The sequence below is a fragment of the Paraburkholderia sediminicola genome, assembly GCF_046027355.1.
Classification (GTDB): Bacteria; Pseudomonadota; Gammaproteobacteria; order Burkholderiales; family Burkholderiaceae; genus Paraburkholderia; species Paraburkholderia sediminicola_B.
In genome coordinates, this window is record NZ_JAQQEK010000012.1 from 113,357 (window position 1) to 130,544 (window position 17,188).

A 17,188-nucleotide genomic window follows, 5' to 3' on the forward strand; every position below is an offset into this window, starting at 1 on the left:
TTATAGTCAGTGAATCACATGCAATTCATAGCGGGCATCCGCGCGGTCACGGTCGGCTTTTTTCGTGCAGAGAAACGCGTCCCAGCCGAGGCGTGCGCCCTTGCTCAACAGGCTCGGTCCGACGGCCTCGCGGCGCAGCACCAGCGAAACCTCGTATTCGAGCGTGACGCCGGCCAGCAGCGTGAGCATGCGTTCGAGCGCCACCGCGCGATCGGCGCCCGGTAAAAACGCTTCGTAGTCGGCCTTGTCGAGCGGACCGATCACGAGACGCGCGCGCATGTCGCGCTGCCAGACGCATTCTCCCGCCAGCGCAGTCGCGCCGAGCGTCGCGTTGACGCTGCCGAGCAAGGTCAACTGGTCGCGTGGCACGTCGTACCATTTGCCGATGAACTGCTCGACGCGCACCCGCACCTTGAAGTACTCCGACAGCGTGCGTTGCAAATAAGCCGCCGATACCGGCCGATGCCGCGCGGCCAGCGCGTAACCTGCAATCGCCTCGTCGAACAACGCGCCGTCGCCGCTTTGCAGGCTGTTGCGCGTGTCGTCGTCGGCGACGCCGGCGAGCGCGAGCAGCAAAGGCAAATAGCGTTCGTCGCGATCCAGCTCGTAATGAAACGGCAGACGGTATTTCTTCCACGCCGCGTAGAACAATGCCGTCGCGCGATTCGAGAACACGTCGAAGAACTCACGCGCGGCGCGATCCCGTTTGATCTGCTCACGCGCGATGATCTGCTCGGTGTAATGCAGCGGCAAGGCGCCCTGCCCGCCGAGCAAACCGAAAAACGCCGGCGTGATATCGACTTTGTCGAGCGAGCCGTCTTCGAGCGCCGCGGTGCGTTGCGCTTTCTCCTTCAGCGCCGCGCCTGCCTCGTCGTAAGACTGCGCACCGTGAATCTCGCTCGGCGGAAACGACATCGACAGAGAATTGCGAAACGCAATCCGCTGCGCGACGATTTCACCGGGACGTCCGGTGTGAGATGGCGATTGCTGCGCGAACCACTTCTCGAGAATCCGCACCGCCTGGAAAAATTCAAAGCGATGCGGCTCGTCGAGAAGCTGCTCGACTACGCCAGGATCGATTCGCCGCTGCGCGGTTTGCATCGCAGGATCTCCTCACCGGTGCGCTTCGACACGACGACCAGTTGTACAAAGCTGTTCAGATGCACGTACAGCCCAAAAAACGTGTCGATCACCCGCACGAACGACGCGAGACTCGTGCCGACGAAATGCTCTTCGTCGATCGTCAAACGAATCTCGATGCCGCGCACGAAAGTGGCGAACGGTTTGCCCGGCAGCCATTGCACGGCAGCACGCTGTTCGATGCCGACCAGCCCGTCGATATGCCGCGCGGACACCGCCGTGCGCCGCAAGTCGTAGAGCACGAGCATTTCCTTGAGCGCCGACAAGCCGCTATTCGCGAGCGACACATGATTCAACGCCAGATGCGAGATCAGCCGCCAATGCGCGGCGCGTCCGCGCTCGAAACGCACGCTCGGCGTGGGCCGGCGTAGCATCGAAATGCTGCCGGTCAGCGAGCCGCCTTCGAGAAACAGATCGCCGCCTTCCAGCCCCACTGCGAGACCCGCGGGCAAATCGCGATTGGTACACGTCAGATCGAGACTCAAGGTATCGGTTTGCGGCGCGGCCGGCTCGAAGTCGATGTCGACGATCGAGATTTCCGTCTCGTAGCCGGGACTTTTCTGTGCGACCCAGTCGTTGCGCCGCGCGAACCAGTAGTGACCCGCGCGCGCCGCTTCGCCGTGATGCAATGAATAGAACGGCCGGAACTCGATCACCGATTCTTCATGCGCCTGCTGCCTGATGAGTTTCACCGAATCGATGGAATAGACCTCGTAGGCGAACGCGCGACGCGCTTCGGCAATCACCGGATACGAAATCGCCTGATGGCTGATACGAATCGGCTCGCCGTGCTGTTCGAACAGATTCACCACCGGCGTGCAGAACAGGCGGAAATGATGCGCGGCCAGGGAATCCAGCAGACGCGCAATGTGCGAGTCGCTGCGTACTTCCTTCAACACGACATGCAGCGTCAAACGCTGGCAGCGGCCGCTCGCGCGTGTCATCGCCGCCAGATCGAAGTCGGCGAAATTGAACTTCTCGGGGAACGCGAAGTATTCGGTCAGCAACCGGTACGCCGGGTGCGATTTGGCCGGATAGTCGATCAGCGCGTCTTCTTCGTCGAAGCCGGCTTGCACGACTGGCGATTCGCGCAACTGTTTCCACACGCCGCGACGATCGGCTTCCACATAAGTGGCCATCCCGTTGATGAATAGACAGTCCGCCAGCGCAGCGATAAAAGACTGCTCGCCGTGCAGATGTGTGCGCAGTGTGCCGACCTTCAGCGCGGAAAGATCGAGTTGCGCCGCCGTCGATTCAAAAGTGATCGACACGATTGCCGTGGCATTGCCCGGCAGCACGGTCGCGCTCGGCGCCATCGCCACCGACGTGTACTTCGCCTCCGAGATGCGGATCGGCGCCAGCGTCACGTCGTAGGCGGTGCGAAAACGGCATTGCACGCCGCGAATGGGCCGCGACTTGAGTTCGGTGCCGCGTTCAACCAGAACCGGTTCGATCAGATGACTCAGCGCGGCGGACGTGCCCAACTGCGCGATCGAGCACGACGGAAATGGCCGCAGGTAGTGCGGATAGAGCACTTCCAGCAGCGCTTCGGTGAATTCGGGGTAATCGTCGTCGAGTTTCTTGTTGATGCGCGCGCCGAGCAGCGCGAACGATTCGATCATCCGCTCGACGTGCGGGTCCTCGCAGTGCTCGCCGGACATGGCCAGACGCGCCGCGATCTTCGGGTAGCGCTCGGCGAAGTCGCGCGAATAGCGCCGCAGAAATGACAACTCGCGCTCGTAATACGGCAGCAATTCTTCCATCGATCTATCCCCGGACCTGAAGCCTCTCCGCCCAAACTATCGCCACCGTTGCGCGTAACGGCTGCGGCAAAGCGGTACTAAAAGCAACTGCTAGACAACACCGCAACGCGAATGCGGCAGTTGAAAATTCTGCCACTACAGCTTCGCGCGTGCGCGCGTCACCGAGTATTGCAACGTGGAAGGCTGCAGCATCGCATCGAAACTCACCGGTTCTTCCGCCGGATGCACGACCAGCAGCGCCTGAATCGCGAAGTTCAGCGCATTGGTCGATTGTTCGTTCAATTCGAGCGTGACCGCTACCTGCTGCAAGCGCGGCTCATGCCGTGCAATGGCCTGTTGAATCGATTTGCAAATGAAGGTGCGATCGTAATGGCTCGCGAGGCTCAGGCCAGCAAAATCGTTCAGGCCGTACGTGAGCACCGAGCGCTGGCATTCCGGCAGCGCCGCCAGTTCGTGCTCGGTCAGCGCGATGCGCGTATTCAGGATCGCTTCGACGTCGCGCGCGACGGTACTCTTCAATTCATCCAACGACAATTGCCGCATCGCCGGGGAAGCCGGTAGATGCGGTTCGTCGTCGAACAGCTTGTCGAGAAAGCTGGGTTCGAAGCGTTTCATCAGCGTCCGAAGAAACGGATCGATGCAAGGCACACGCCGCGCGCGACAGCCCTTTCGAGCCGCGCGCGCCGCGTGTACCCGTGCATCAGACCGCGTACGTCTTGTCGTTCTTCGTCAAGCTCCACGCGCCTTGCGCGTTGCCGCCCTGGTTGCCGCCGATCTTCTGCTGCGTGTACTTCCACTGAACGGCAGCGTACTTCAGCGAGAACTGCTCGGTCGGCAGGCCTTCGCCCACCACGCTCGGCGTCACGCTCGAAATGATCACGTACTTGAGCTTGACTTCCAGGTACTTGATGCGATTGCCTTCGCCATCCGAACGCATGAAGTCGATCGTGACTTCGTCGAACGTCGTGCCGCCCGACGCGTGTTGGTAGATCAACGGGCTGACCACGTCGATGTCCTTCGTGAACTGCATGTCGGCATGTTCGCAGCGCTCGGAGGTGTGACCACCTGCCGTGGAAGCCGTTGCCGAACGCGGTTGCGTGATCGAGTGGCTCCACGAATCGATTTCGATCCAGCCAGCATGATCCTTATCGGCGGACTCGCCCTTGATCGCCGGATTGCCGAATTTTAAATAGATATCCTTCATAACTCATCGACTCCCCAAAGAGGTGGTTTTAACAGCTAACCCGGGCGGCCAGCCCGGGTTAGCTGACTTGCTTTGCTTTATGAATTAGCCGGTTTCGGCAGGTCAGCGACAAGCCGCAAAGAGATCGACAGCTCGTCCAGTTGAAAGTGCGGACGCAGGAACGCGACCGAACGATACGCACCAGGCTTGCCCGGAATCTCCGAGACCTGTATCGATGCCTCGCGCAGCGGGAACTGCGCCTTCTGCTCCTGCGTCGCGTTGTCGTCCAGCAGCACGTATTGCGAGATCCAACGGTTCAGGAATACTTCGACGTTCTGTGCCGATGCAAAACTGCCGATCTTGTCGCGCATCATCGCCTTCAGGTAGTGCGCGACGCGCGATACCGAGAAGATGTACTGCAATTGCGCGGACAGGACCGCGTTGGCATTCGCGCTGTCGGTGCTGTATTTCTTGGGTTTCTGCACCGATTGCGCGGCGAAGAACGCGGCGTAGTCCGAGTTCTTGCAGTGCACGAGCGGAATGAAACCAAGGTCGCTCAGTTCCTTTTCGCGGCGATCGGTAATCGCGATTTCGGTCGGGCATTTCAGTGCGACTTCGCCGTCGTCGGTCTTGAACGTGTGGGTGGGCAGATCTTCCACCAGACCGCCGCCTTCCACGCCGCGAATCGCCGCGCACCAGCCGAAGTCGTCGAATGCCGCCGTCAGGCGTGCGGCGAACGCCCACGCCGCGTTACACCACAGGTATTTGCTGTGATCCGTGCCGTCCACGTCTTCGACGAAGTTGAAGCCCTCGGCCGTGGCGCCGTCTTTCGGATTGAACGGCAGGCGGCCGAGAAAACGCGGCAGCGTGAGGCCGACGTAGCGCGAATCTTCAGCGTCGCGAAACGACTTCCACTTCGCGTATTCGACCGTGTCGAACACCTTGCCGAGGTCCCGCGGCTTGCCGAGATCGGCGAAGGTTTCGAGGCCCAGCAGTTCAGGCGACGCCGAGGCGATGAACGGCGCATGCGCGGCCGCCGCGACGTGCGACATCTGTTCGATGAAATACACATCTTCCGGCTGGCGCGTCACTTCGAAGTCGCCGATGATCGTACCGAACGGCGAGCCGCCGAAGGTGCCGAATTCTTCTTCGTAGATCTTCTTGAAGAGTGCGCTCTGATCGAATTCGATCGCGGTCTTGAAGTCGCGCACCAGGTCGCGCTTGGGTGCATGCAGCGCCTTGATCTTGACCGTTGAGCCGGTGTTGCTTTCCTTGCACAGATAGTCCAGACCGCGCCACGTGCTTTCCATGCGCTGGAATTGCGGCGCGTGCATCACCGCGCTCAACTGCGCGGAGATCAGGCGGTCGAGTTCGGCGACGCGTGCGTCGATGGTGGCCGACAGGTTGTCGGACACCACCACCGTGCCGTCGAGCACCTGATGCACGAGTTCGCCGATCAGGTCTTTCGCGCGCGCGTGCTCGGAATCGGACTTCGCCACGCGGCTTTTCTCGACGATTTCGTCGAGCAGCGTGGATTCCGTACCGCCTTGCGCGGTAGCGAGTTGGGCTGCTGCCGTTTGCTGATTCATCTCACACCCCGTGCTTATTCGCCCTGCTTGTCGTGGTCCGGCGCGCCGCCGTGCTGGTCCGCCGCGTTGCTCTGGTCTTTCGCCAGCGTTTGCAACTGCTGCGTATTGTTGAGCACTTCGCTCAGCAGGTCTTCGAGTTTGTCGTTACCGGCCAGCTTGTTACGCAGATCGGCGAGTTTCGAGCGCGCTTCGAGCAGGCGCCGCAGCGGTTCGATTTGCGCGACCACTTCGTCCGGATTGAAATCGGCCATCGACTTGAAGCGCAGGTCGACGGCGAATTTGCCGCCGGCTTCGCTTAGACGGTTTTCCACCTGAAACGCGGCGCGCGGCTCGATCGCTTTCATCACGTCGTCGAAATTATCGCGGTCGATATTGACGAACTTGCGATCGCGCAGCTTCGGCTGCTCGACTTCGGACTGCCCCGCCAGATCGGCCACCACGCCGACGACGAACGGCAACTCCTTCACCTCGATCGCATCGCCGCGCTCGACCTCATAGGTCAATTGAACGCGGGGCGGCCGCACTTTTTGCAAACGTTTTTGAATGCTTTCTTTCTTCGCCATCGTCGGCTCCCGGTGCTGATGGATCAGGCGTGTGGATCAGCGCAGCGCGCTGAACGGATCGGACGCGCCGCCGCTTTGCGCGGCTTTGGCGGGTGCGGCAGGCGCTGCCGGGGCGGCGGGAGCAGCCGGCGTGGCGGCGGGCGCCGCGGCGCTGGTCGTGGCGTCCGGCGTATCCGCGGCAGGCTTGCCCTTTGCAACGTGACGAATGACGCGCTTCTTCTTCACCGCCTGCTTGTCGCTCGGGTCGGGCGGGAACAGCGTGGCCTCGCCGAGCGTGTCGCGCAGCTGCTTGGCGAGCGCTTGCGCGTCCGACTTCGCGTCACCCGCGAGCGACGCGTCCTGACGCAATTCACCGAGCGATTGCGTGGCGACGCGCAGGCCGGCTACGGCCAGCACACTCTTGGCCTGACGATCGGTCTGGTCGCGTTGCAGCGCTTCTTGCGCCGCCACGATTGCCTGACCGTAATGACCCTGTGTGAACTGAATCTGCGCAATACGCGACCACGGTTCTTCACGCGTCGGATCGGATTTGGAAAGTTGCTGATAAAGCGCGATAGCGCGATCCTGATCACCGCCCTTTGCGACGGTATCGGCATCCGCGAGTTGCTTATTAAAAGCCTCCGGTGTGGTCGCCACGTTGCCTTGTGTCGCGCAACCGGCCATCACGCCGCATGCCAACACAACCCCAGATAGTTTTACTAACAGACGCTCATTCATCGTTTTTCACCGACGTGCGAATTTTTTAATTCAAGGAGAAACCGGAGTTTTGCTTTGCTTCAAGTGCGCGGGTATAGTACAGGCCAATTTTCGATAATTCAACTTTCGTGTGAAGAAGGATTGCACAAAAAAAATGCATGTGGATCATTTAAACGAAACATGCAGAAATTGTTTCCTGTTGCAATAGCGACAATGTGAGTAGCGGAAAAAATTTCCACTCATCGGCCGCAAACGCAGGAGCACCGGTAGTTACATGCACTTTGCATAAAGCGGCATTACGCGGCATAGCGTGGCTGCAAATTTGCCGGATTGATTTCGTTATTGGTGTTTTGACGGGGGACGGCGCGGAGCCGGTCGATGTATATGAATTCGCGTGTTATTCGCCATGCATCGGTATTGATTGCCAATGCGGCCGCCTGCGCGCTGCTGGGCGGCTGCGCGGCCGGCGTGACGGTGCTCGGAGCCGCTGCCAACGCGGCTTTGCAGGCAAGCGGCCTCGGCAAGCCGGACCTGCCGGATGCCCAGAAACCGCCACGCAATGTCGGCCTTACCTTATATGCCGCGCCGAATCTGAATGCCGCGAATGACAAACGGCCATTGGCGCTGGTGGTACGGCTTTACGTCCTGAAAGACCCGACTTCATTCCAACAGGCGCCATTCGACGCATTTACCGATCCGGCCAAGGAGAAGACCACATTGGGCGGCGATTTGCTGGGCGTGCGTGAAGTCACATTGATCCCGGGCCAGCGCTACGTTGTTACCGAAAAAGTCTCGCGTGAAGCGCAGGCATTCGGTATCGTCGCGCTATTCCGCGATCCGGCGATGCAGCGCTGGAAATTCGCCTTCGACCCGGCGAAGTCGGAGAAATCCGGCATAATGATCGGCCTGCATAACTGTGCAATGACGGTGACCAATGGCACTGTGATCCCGCCAGAACAGGGATTGCCCGCGCAGCCGCTGAATATGCTTTCTTCGGTAAGCTGCGGATAAAGATGCCGGCCAAATACGATTTAACAGTTTTTAGAGAATTAACAATGCGGCGCTCGAATCGGTTATCTCCGGGTGCGCCACACGCTGAACGCATATAACAGGTTTGAGATGAGTTATTCCGCAAAAGTGCTCTGGGGGGAAGGCCTGTTTCTAAGGCCGCAGCATTTTCAGCGTCAGGACGCCTATCATGAGGCGCGCCTGTTCGAATCGATCCAGGCGATCCAGCCGTACAACTGGGGCGTGCGTTCGGCGCGCTTCGACCGCGACGCGCTCGGCAGCAACGTGCTGCGCGTGAGCGAACTCTCGCTGGTGTTTCCCGACGGCGCGCTCTACTCCGCGCCGCAAGCCGACGACCTGCCGCCGCCCATCGCACTGGATACGCTGCCCGACGGCGTCAACGAATTCACGTTTTATCTCGCGCTGCATCCGCTGCGCGAAACCGGCGCGAACTATGCGCAGGACAGCAGCGCCGGTTTCGTGTCACGTTACGTCAGTGAGCAGACACCGGTGGCCGATCATTTCACCGATGCAGCCGAAGCCGACATCACCTTCCTGAAGACCAGCGTCAAGCTGATCGCGCATAGCGAGCCGCGGGATCAACTGCTCTCGGTGCCGCTCGTGCGTGTACGCCGCACCGCTACGAGCGGTTTCGAAATCGACGACACGTTCGTGCCGCCCTGCCTCGCCATCGACGCATCGCCGATCCTGCATCAGCGCCTGCGCCAACTGATCGACGCATTGCAGGCCAAGGTCAACGCGCTGTACGGTTTTCACCGCGAGCCGACCAAGAACATCATCGAGTTCCGTTCCGGCGATATCGCGTCGTTCTGGCTGCTGCATACCGCGAGCGCGGCGTTCGCTTCGCTCGCGCATCTGTATCAGCATTCGGCGCTGCATCCCGAACGTCTGTTCCAGGAACTGCTGCGCCTCGCCGGGCAGTTGATGACGTTTTCGAAGGGCTACGCGCTGTCCGACTTGCCGGCTTACCGCCACGACGATCCGGGCCCCGGTTTCGCGCGTCTCGACACGATCCTGCGCGATCTGCTCGAAACCGTGATCTCCACGCGCTACTTCGCGATCGCGCTCGAGGAAGTGCGTCCGTCGTTCCATGCGGGCCGCCTCGACTCGGGCAAGATCGACGACAAAACCCTGTTCTACATCGCGGTGTCGGCGGACATGCCCACCGCCGAACTCGTGGAAGCCGTGCCCGCGCGCTTCAAGGTCGGCGCGCCGGACGACGTCGACAAGCTCGTACTCTCGGCCATGCCGGGCGTGCGGCTCGTCTACACGCCGCAGGTGCCGCCCGCCATTCCGGTCCGTCCGGGCGCGTGTTACTTCTCGTTCGAATCGCGCGGCGCGCTATATGACCGTATGTTGCAGGCCCAATCGGCAATGATCTACGCGCCGTCGGGCATCAACGATCTTCAACTCGAACTGATCGCCGTCACATCATGAGCTACGCGCCATCCCTCTTTGGCGGCAGCACGCCTACCGCCGCGCCCGCACCGATCACCGAGCCGAGCTATCAGGTCCGCTCGCTGCTCGATCTGCTGTACGACGGCTTTTTCATGCTGTTCCTGTTGAAGAACGGCCGCGAGCCCGGCGACGCGCAGGAATTCAGCCAGCGCATCCAGCAGTTCCTCGGCGACTTCGAGCGCGGCGCGAAGAAGCTCAATGCGTCGGCGGAAGATGTCTACGCGTCGAAGTTTGCGTTCTGCGCGGCCATCGACGAGTCGGTGTTGTCGTCCACCTTCAGGATCCGCACGGAGTGGGAGCGCCGGCCGCTGCAACTGGTGCTGTTCGGCGAGCAGCTGGCGGGCGAGAAATTCTTCCAGTATCTCGAGGAGTGCCGCGCACAAGGCGGGGCGCGTTTGCAGTCGCTCGAGGTGTTTCATATGTGCCTGCTGCTCGGTTACCAGGGCAAGTATCTGCTCGAAGGACCGGAGAAGCTGGCGTATCTGACCGCGCGCATCGGCGACGAAATCGCGCATTTGAAGGGCAAGCGCGCGCAGTTCGCGCCGCATTGGCCGCTGCCCGATCAGGTCGCGCATCGTCTGAAACGCGAGGTGCCGTTGTGGTCGATCAGCGCGGTGTTCGCGCTGGTTGGATTGCTGGCTTATCTCGGCCTGAATACCTATCTACGCGATCAGACCTTGCGCTCGCTCGCGCCGTATTCGCAGGTGGTCAAACTCGGGCCGCAATCGGCTACGTTGACGATTTCGTTGCCTTAAGCCTGAGTGCGTTGATCGAAGGAATAAAAAAGCCCGCTAATTCGCGGGCTTTTTTACAGCGCTCAAGAACCGCTTACTGCGACTCTTCCGCCCACACCGCATTTTCGCGCGCCATCAGCGCCGTCGACGCTGCCGGTCCAAACGTGCCCGCCGTATAACCGCGCGGCTTTTCGCCCGATTTGCCCCAGCCTTCCAGAATCGGTTCGGCCCACGCCCATGCCGCTTCGAGTTCGTCGCGCCGCATGAAATGCGTGAGGCGTCCGCGAATCACGTCGATCAGCAAGCGCTCATACGCTTCCGCGCGACGCTCGGTGAAGGCCTGCTGCAAATCCAGATTCAGATTCACCGGCAGCATGTGCATGCCGCTGCCCGGCTCTTTCGCGAGCACCTGCAACTGGATCGATTCTTCCGGCTGCAACTGGATCACCAGACGATTGCCGTAATTGCGCCCGCCCTTCGGAAAGATCGAGAACGGCAGTTCGGCGAACTCGATGACGATCTCCGACACCTTCTTCTGCATCCGCTTGCCGGTGCGCAGGAAAAACGGCACGTGCGCCCAGCGCCAGTTGTTGATATGCGCGCGCAACGCAACGAAGGTTTCGGCGCGGCTGCCCGCCGGCACGTTGTCTTCCTCCTGATAGCCCTTCACTGCCTCGCCGTCCACGGCGCCGGCGGTGTACTGGCCGCGCACGGTATCGCGCGCGATGTCCTCGGGCGTCATGGGCCGCAGCGAACGCAGCACCTTGAGCTTTTCGTCGCGGACCGCGTCCGGGTCGAGCGACACCGGCGGCTCCATCGCAACAATGCACAGCAGTTGCAGCAAGTGGTTCTGCACCATGTCGCGCAGCGCGCCGGTTTTATCGTAGAAGCCCGCGCGGCTGCCCACGCCGACCGTTTCCGCCACCGTGATCTGCACGCTCTTGATATACGGCGCTTGCCACAGCGGACCGAAAATCGGATTGCCGAAGCGCAGCACCATCAGGTTCTGCACCGTTTCCTTGCCGAGGTAGTGGTCGATCCGGTAGATCTGCGCTTCGCTGAAATGCTTTCCGACCGCCGTGTTGATTTCCTGCGCGGAAGCCAGATCGTGGCCCAGCGGCTTCTCGAGCACGACGCGCGAATTGCCGTCGATCAATCCCGCCGCGGCGAGGTTATCGCAGATGTTAGTGAACAGATCCGGCGACGTCGCGAGATAGAACACGCGGCGCACGCCTTCACGCGACACTTCTTTCAGGCGCTGATAGTCCTCGACCGAGTCGACGTCCATGCGCACGTATTCGAACAGTGCGAGAAATTTGTCCCAGGCGCCGGCATCGAACGCTTTCTTTTCGATGAAGGGCTTCGCCTTCAGCTCCATGAATTCATTGATGTACTCCTCACGCGACCAGGGCTTGCGGCCAATCGTGAGAATGCGGGTGTCCGGCGGCAGATTGCAGTGCAGATGCGCCATGTAGAGCGCGGGCAGCAGCTTGCGAAACGACAGGTCGCCGGTGCCGCCGAAGATGATCATGTCGAGCGGCAGGTCGGGAGTGGCAGAAGCGTGGTGGGTCGTCATAGCGCGGTCGCAGCGTCGTGATGGATAAGGCGTCGGTCAACGGGCAGAAAAAAGCAGCAGTGCCGTGCCGGCGGACCGGCACTTTTTCTGGCAAACGCTTATGTTGCAACGTTTTGAGATTGTTTGCACGGCAACATGTGCCTCAGGTTAGCGCAATATGCCAACCTTGTGCGGTAAGGGCCTGTTTTCAAGACCTTTTCCGGCGTTCGCGGGCACGCCTTCGCCTGTTGCAAAGCACACCCGTAGGCCGCTCACGCACGTTTTTTCGCCAAGCCTTCAACCACCTGACAACGCCTCGCGCGCCACGCGGCACGCCGCCAGATCCCACGCCGCACAGCCGACGCTTTTAAATACGATCGGTTTTTTTTGCGGCAATAGCGCTGCATTGTCGAGCACCGAAGCGATGCCGCCGACCCGAGCCCAGTCCACACCTGCCTGAATGAAGTCACCGGCTTCGTGACGCGCGCCGGCTTCGTCGTCGACGAAAAGCGCGCTTTCGCCGAGGGTGCGCGCGCCGATCTCGACCATCGCAGGCGTGAATGCGCCGACGCCGATCACGAGCCGCTCCGCGCGCGCCGCTTCGTCGTAGACGGGCTGTCTGCTCGTGGTCAGCGCGATCACCACGTCGACCGAATCGGGGATCGTGGCGCCGGGTTGCATCAGCGGTTGAAGATCACGCGCCTTGCCCTGATGCGCGGCGCAAAACGTCTCGGCGCGCGCGGGCGCACTGCCCTTCACCCACACGCGCGCGTCGGGGAACAGTTCGCCGATTGCCTCCAGATGGTTGAGCGCCTGCGTGCCGGTGCCGATCAACAGGAATTCGCGTGGCGTGCCGGCGGCGAAGGTGTCGACGCCGAGCATCGAGATCGCCGCGGTGCGGCGTCCCGTCACGGTCGGGCCGTCGAGGATGAAAAGCGTCTCGCCGGTGTCGGCGTCGAACGCCATCACTTTGCCGTGGATGGTCGGCAGCCCGCGTGCGCCGTTGGCCGGGCACACGTTGACCAGTTTATGGATCGCGAGATCGGGCGCGGTTGCCGGCATCGACAGCATGATGCCGTCTTCGTTGAGCGGCACGACGAGCCGCTCCGGACTCGCGATGCGCTGCTGTGCGTAGTCGATAGTCGCGCGCTTGAGTGCGTCGACGAGCGCGGCATAGGGAATCAGCCGCGTGGTCGCGGCGGCGTCGAAAGTCTGCGTGGTCGGGTGGGTCATGGGCAGGTCGTTCCAGTCCTTGGCAGAAGATTGAGTTCGAATGGGTTAACAGGCGGCGGGCGTTTCGTTCGGCTGGCGCGACGATTGGATCACCATCAGCAGATCGCCCGCTTCGATCGGACACGGCTCGTCTTCGTAAAACGACAGCACGCGCCCCGCGCGCACGAGACCCACCACCACCGCGCCCGGCAGCGCATTGCTCCAGCGGCCGACTTCCTGCGCCGTCGCCTGACGTTCGACCAGGTTGACGCGGCCGCGTGCCGACAAAAGATCGTTCACGAAGGGCACGATATATTCGCTGTCGACCGCGTCGGCGAGCAGCAAGCCGCCGATCTTGGTCGAGGAAACGATCACGTTCGCCCCGGCCTGGCGCAACTGGCGCTGATAGGTCTGCTCCTGAATCCGCACGACGATCTTGGTCTGCGGCGCGACGCTGCGCACGGTCAGCGTGAGCAGGATCGCGGTGGCGTCGTCGGTGACGGAGATGATGACCGCGCGGGCAATGTGCACCTGCGCCTGCTGCAACAGATCTTCGCGCGACGGATCGCCGAGCAGGCCGGCGACGCCCAGCGCCGTGGCCGCTTCGAGCGCCGCCTGCTGCGGATCGATCACAACGATCGATTCCGCGACGAAACCGCTTTCCAGCAACTCGCGCACCGCGACCGATCCGCTCAATCCATAACCGCAGACCACGACGTGATCGCGCAACTGCTTTTGCAGGCGTTTCATGCGGAATTCCTCGATGACGCGTTGAATGACGAACTGATAGGCGGTGCCGAGAAACACGAACCAGATGACGATGCGGATCGGCACGATGAAAAAGGCGTCGATGAGCCGCGCGCGGGCGGTCACCGGCACGATGTCGCCATAGCCGACGGTGGCCACGGTCACCATCGTGAAGTACATCAGATCGACGATGCCGAGGACTTTGCGGTTGGCGTCGCGCAGTCCGTCCCGATCGAGATAGAGCACGGCGAAGGCGAGCACGCACAGTCCGACCACCAGATAGACGCGTTGCAGCAGCATGCGCTGCGGCGACGCCGCGGGCCGCGTGAACAGCGTGCGGGCGCGCGGCGCCTGCCATGGCGTGCGGGCGCGGCGCGGCAAACGGAAGCGCGGCGGACGTGGCTCCGGCTTGGGCGAATCAGGCACGCGGCGGCTCCAGCAGTCGAGGACAAGCGATTCTACGACGCCGGGCGCGCCGTGGGGCCGGATCGGGAAAGCGCGACGGCAACTCGCGAGGCGGCGGACGGCTTAGAGGCGGCTAGTGGCGGCTTAACGCACGGTTGAAGATCGTATCGGCACAGCCTGATCAGCCGCGCGCAAAACCGTACGTGGAAGCCTGCTCAACCCAAAGCCAGCCGCGCCGCCATCACTGCGACGTGTCTTTGCCGCCGCCCTTCTTGCCGCCCTTGAACATCGCGCGGCACGCCGGGCTGAGTTCATCGACGTGCTGCTTCATGCAGGCGGTGATCTTGTCTTCGTTGGGAATGTCGGCGGCGCAGAAATGCATGGCGTCGCCACGGCAGGCCTTGGCCTGATCGTCGCGGCTGGCAGCGTCCGCCGAGGCGGCGGAACCAAGAGCAATCAAGCTGGCAGCAAGCAGGGCGTAGGTTCGGTTCATGGCGGTTCCGGTAGCGCAAAGTCGGTACCGGCTACGCAGCAGAAAACGGGCCCGATCACCGCGCTCACCGGACGACCCACCCGCGGCCCGCCGTGGCTAGCGCGCGATCCGGCTGAGCGTCATGCCGCGCCCCGCGTAGAAACGCGTCATGGTGTCGAACGGTAGATACACATCGGCCTGATGCGGCGCGATGCCCGAGGGATTGTGAAACCACACACCATCGCGGCCGCGTCCGTGCAGCAGGACCAGATGGCCGCCTTGGCGCTGATTGGGCCGCTCGGGATAGCGGATTTCGGGGCTCACGGAGACGATCGCCAGCGTCTCGGTGTTCAGGCGCGCGGCCATGTCTTCGATGGACGCCTGCGGCAGCACGTCGACCTGAACACCGAACGCGCCGGCCACCCAATCGGCAAACGGCCGGTAGATCAAACCGTCGACGCCGCCATCCTCGCGCATGCGGTACACGCCATGCCGCAACGCTTCGTCGAGCAGCGCGGCGCGCGGTGCGTGTTCGATGCGCCAATAGTCGAGCGCCGACTCAAGGCACGTCAGGCCGCACAGGCGCTTGGCCCAGAAGCGGTAACGCTCGGGATCGGAGAAGCCGCTGCGCTGCCAGCCGGGATCGGCGCACGGGTCGCCGTGCTGCTCGACGATCCGGCCGACCCATTCGGGACTGCCCCATTGCGTGTAGTACGGCACGCCGGCGTGGCGCAAGGTCGGTTGGTTCATCGGGGGTGCGGGAAGAAGATTGAGACAGAAGCTTTTTACAGCATGCTGCGAGGCCGTTGCATCGTGCCGTCGAAGAAACGTTGCAGACGGAACGCCGACAGATCGAGCGACGCCTGGCCGCCATCGTTCAATTCCGCGAGCAGCTTGCCGACGATCGGCCCCATCGCGAAACCGTGACCGCAAAAGCCGGTGGCGATCGTCAACCCGCTGACCTGCGGCGGCGCGTCGATCACCGGAATGCCGTCGGGCAGCACGTCGATCAGGCCGGCCCACGATTCGACCACCTGAGCGTCTTTCAACGCGGGGAACAAGGCGCGCAGTTTTTTCAACGCACGCGGCGCATGGCCCACGTTCGGCTGCGGATGCGGATCGCGCGGATGCAGCACACGTTCGCTGTTCGGCACGCCACCCGGCAAACGCTCGCGCAGATCACGCAGACATGCGCCGTTCAGATGGAAGCTGAACTTCTCGCGCTGCGACCACAATTCCGGCAGGAACCACTTGAGCGCGCGAAAATGGCCGAGCGTCATGTCGACGTCGACCTGCATGTCGTCGGCGAGATTGATCGCGCCGTTCGCGCGTTGCCGCACGCCGAGGCCGTGGCCCCAGAACGTCGAGGCGGTGATGCGCGGCAGCGGATTGGTGCGCATGCAGGTGCCGCGCACCGCCTGCTGCGGCAGTTCGAGCCCAAGCGTTTTGAGCAGACGCCAGCTGCTGGCGCCGGCCGCGCAGATGAAACGCGAGGTGCGCAGCGTGCCGCGCTCGGTGACCACACCGGCAATCGCGCCGCCCGCGCGTTCTACGCCGATCACGCCGCAGCCTTCGAAAAACAGCGCGCCGGCTTCCGCCGCCCGCGCCGCGAAAGCGGCCGCGGCGCGGCGCGGTTCCGCCTGGCCGTCGCTCGGCGTGTAGAGGCCGCCGAGCGCGGGCGCGTGCATGCCAGTCACCACCGTGTCGATCTGCTTGCGGTCGAGCGTGCGCGTGTCGAGCCCGTGCTGACGCGCGACGTCCATCCATTGCTGGAACGAGGCCCAGTCCTCCTCGCCGGTCGCCACGTATAGACAGCCGCCCTGACGCCATTCGAGATCGAAATTCAGCTCGCTCTCGAGTTTTTTCCACATCGGGATGCCGGCCATCATCAGCGGCACTTCGGCGGATTCACGGCCCTGCTGGCGCACAAATCCCCACGCCCGCGACGACTGCTGCCCGGCGATCCGCGATTTGTCGAGCACCACCACCGAAAGGCCACGGCGCGCCAGATAATAGGCGGCCGCGCAGCCCATGATGCCGGCGCCGGCGATCACCACATCGGCATGTTTCGGGAACACCTGGTCGGCGGAAGTGAGGCTCGCGTGCAGCGGGTAAGTCGTGGTCATCGGACGGGCAGGTTTTAAGTGTGGGCGTAATCTTCGCAGGCAGCACGATTGTCCGCAATGCCGCAGTGCCTGAAGACCAACGGTGCAAGCGCGTTGAAGCGCGTCCGCAGGGCTCTCATCCATTCGCGCGATTTATTCGCCACGCAGATATCTGCATTTTATTCGCCAAACAGATATTCGTAAAATATGCGTCATACGAATATTTGACTAATATTCGTGTGACGCATAAAATGCATTTATTCGTGTCGCGGATAATCTGCCATGCTCCACCTCATCGCCACGCCGGACCAGACCGCCCAGCTGCTTGCCGCCAGCCGGCGGCAAGCCGGCCTCACGCAGGCCGAGGCCGCCGCGCGGATCGGCGTCAGCCAGAGCCGCATTTCGGCCTTCGAAACCGACGCCGCCGCTCTCACCCTCGCGCAATTGCTGGCCTTGTGCGGTGTCTACGGCCTGCAATTGCAGTTGCGCGACAAGAGCCAGGCGCTACCGGGCCCGGCGCCGTTGATCGAGTGGTGA

Annotated in this window: 17 protein-coding genes; 4 read left to right on the forward strand and 13 right to left on the reverse strand. The window is 62.3% G+C overall.

The features are described from left to right. Nucleotides 1–6: 6 nt before the first annotated feature. From tssG to PQR42_RS21410, 7 genes are all read right to left on the reverse strand, one after another. Nucleotides 7–1,101: a type VI secretion system baseplate subunit TssG gene (tssG, locus tag PQR42_RS21380; RefSeq protein ID WP_408388020.1), complete on the reverse strand. Its 1,095-nt coding sequence runs from the start codon at nucleotides 1,099–1,101 to the stop codon at nucleotides 7–9. Then, complete coding sequence (gene tssF / locus PQR42_RS21385) at nucleotides 1,065–2,903, reverse strand: type VI secretion system baseplate subunit TssF (RefSeq protein WP_408388018.1); 1,839 nt, start codon at nucleotides 2,901–2,903, stop codon at nucleotides 1,065–1,067. The genes tssG and tssF overlap by 37 nt, the downstream gene beginning before the upstream one ends. Before the next feature lie 135 nt (nucleotides 2,904–3,038). Then, nucleotides 3,039–3,518 carry a type VI secretion system baseplate subunit TssE gene (tssE, locus tag PQR42_RS21390; RefSeq protein WP_007176945.1) on the reverse strand — a complete coding sequence of 160 codons (480 nt, stop codon included), beginning with the start codon at nucleotides 3,516–3,518 and terminating at the stop codon, nucleotides 3,039–3,041. A gap of 85 nt (nucleotides 3,519–3,603) precedes the next feature. After that, nucleotides 3,604–4,107: an Hcp family type VI secretion system effector gene (locus PQR42_RS21395; RefSeq protein WP_020070381.1), complete on the reverse strand. Its 504-nt coding sequence runs from the start codon at nucleotides 4,105–4,107 to the stop codon at nucleotides 3,604–3,606. Nucleotides 4,108–4,184: 77 nt separating this feature from the next. After that, entirely contained in the window at nucleotides 4,185–5,675 is a 1,491-nt protein-coding gene (gene tssC, locus PQR42_RS21400) for a type VI secretion system contractile sheath large subunit (RefSeq protein WP_408388016.1), read from the reverse strand. 14 nt (nucleotides 5,676–5,689) lie between these two features. Beyond that, nucleotides 5,690–6,238, reverse strand: a complete 549-nt coding sequence (gene tssB / locus PQR42_RS21405) for a type VI secretion system contractile sheath small subunit (protein WP_106280696.1) — start codon at nucleotides 6,236–6,238, stop codon at nucleotides 5,690–5,692. Nucleotides 6,239–6,274: 36 nt separating this feature from the next. Then, nucleotides 6,275–6,955 (reverse strand): tetratricopeptide repeat protein, encoded by a 681-nt coding sequence (locus tag PQR42_RS21410; protein WP_408205737.1) that lies wholly within the window; start codon nucleotides 6,953–6,955, stop codon nucleotides 6,275–6,277. A gap of 363 nt (nucleotides 6,956–7,318) precedes the next feature. Here PQR42_RS21410 and tssJ point away from each other — a divergent pair, with 363 nt between their 5' ends. From tssJ to icmH, 3 genes are all read left to right on the forward strand, one after another. After that, the gene (tssJ, locus tag PQR42_RS21415; protein WP_408388080.1) at nucleotides 7,319–7,945 is read left to right on the forward strand and encodes a type VI secretion system lipoprotein TssJ; all 627 of its coding nucleotides are present in this window, start codon (nucleotides 7,319–7,321) and stop codon (nucleotides 7,943–7,945) included. A gap of 108 nt (nucleotides 7,946–8,053) precedes the next feature. Beyond that, a complete protein-coding gene (gene tssK, locus PQR42_RS21420; protein WP_408388014.1) occupies nucleotides 8,054–9,400 on the forward strand; it encodes a type VI secretion system baseplate subunit TssK in 1,347 nt (448 codons plus the stop codon). Then, the gene (gene icmH, locus PQR42_RS21425) at nucleotides 9,397–10,176 is read left to right on the forward strand and encodes a type IVB secretion system protein IcmH/DotU (RefSeq protein ID WP_408388012.1); all 780 of its coding nucleotides are present in this window, start codon (nucleotides 9,397–9,399) and stop codon (nucleotides 10,174–10,176) included. The genes tssK and icmH overlap by 4 nt, the downstream gene beginning before the upstream one ends. 73 nt (nucleotides 10,177–10,249) lie before the next feature. Here the strand turns inward: icmH and zwf are convergent, their stop codons facing one another. The 6 genes from zwf to PQR42_RS21455 form a co-directional block, all read right to left on the reverse strand. After that, nucleotides 10,250–11,731, reverse strand: coding sequence for a glucose-6-phosphate dehydrogenase (gene zwf, locus PQR42_RS21430; RefSeq protein WP_408205745.1), 1,482 nt, complete (start codon nucleotides 11,729–11,731; stop codon nucleotides 10,250–10,252). 276 nt (nucleotides 11,732–12,007) lie between these two features. Beyond that, nucleotides 12,008–12,943 (reverse strand): bifunctional Delta(1)-pyrroline-2-carboxylate/Delta(1)-piperideine-2-carboxylate reductase, encoded by a 936-nt coding sequence (lhpI, locus tag PQR42_RS21435; RefSeq protein WP_408388010.1) that lies wholly within the window; start codon nucleotides 12,941–12,943, stop codon nucleotides 12,008–12,010. 45 nt (nucleotides 12,944–12,988) lie between these two features. Next, a complete protein-coding gene (locus PQR42_RS21440; protein WP_408205749.1) occupies nucleotides 12,989–14,095 on the reverse strand; it encodes a potassium channel family protein in 1,107 nt (368 codons plus the stop codon). Nucleotides 14,096–14,315: 220 nt separating this feature from the next. Then, a complete protein-coding gene (locus PQR42_RS21445; protein ID WP_408205751.1) occupies nucleotides 14,316–14,567 on the reverse strand; it encodes a hypothetical protein in 252 nt (83 codons plus the stop codon). 96 nt (nucleotides 14,568–14,663) lie between these two features. Continuing rightward, on the reverse strand, nucleotides 14,664–15,296 hold the full coding sequence (locus PQR42_RS21450; protein WP_408388008.1) for a C39 family peptidase: 633 nt from the start codon (nucleotides 15,294–15,296) through the stop codon (nucleotides 14,664–14,666). Between the two features lie 35 nt (nucleotides 15,297–15,331). Beyond that, nucleotides 15,332–16,672, reverse strand: a complete 1,341-nt coding sequence (locus PQR42_RS21455) for an NAD(P)/FAD-dependent oxidoreductase (protein ID WP_408205755.1) — start codon at nucleotides 16,670–16,672, stop codon at nucleotides 15,332–15,334. 261 nt (nucleotides 16,673–16,933) lie between these two features. On the opposite strand from PQR42_RS21455, the gene PQR42_RS21460 reads away from it, so the two are divergent. Then, complete coding sequence (locus PQR42_RS21460; RefSeq protein WP_408493721.1) at nucleotides 16,934–17,188, forward strand: helix-turn-helix domain-containing protein; 255 nt, start codon at nucleotides 16,934–16,936, stop codon at nucleotides 17,186–17,188.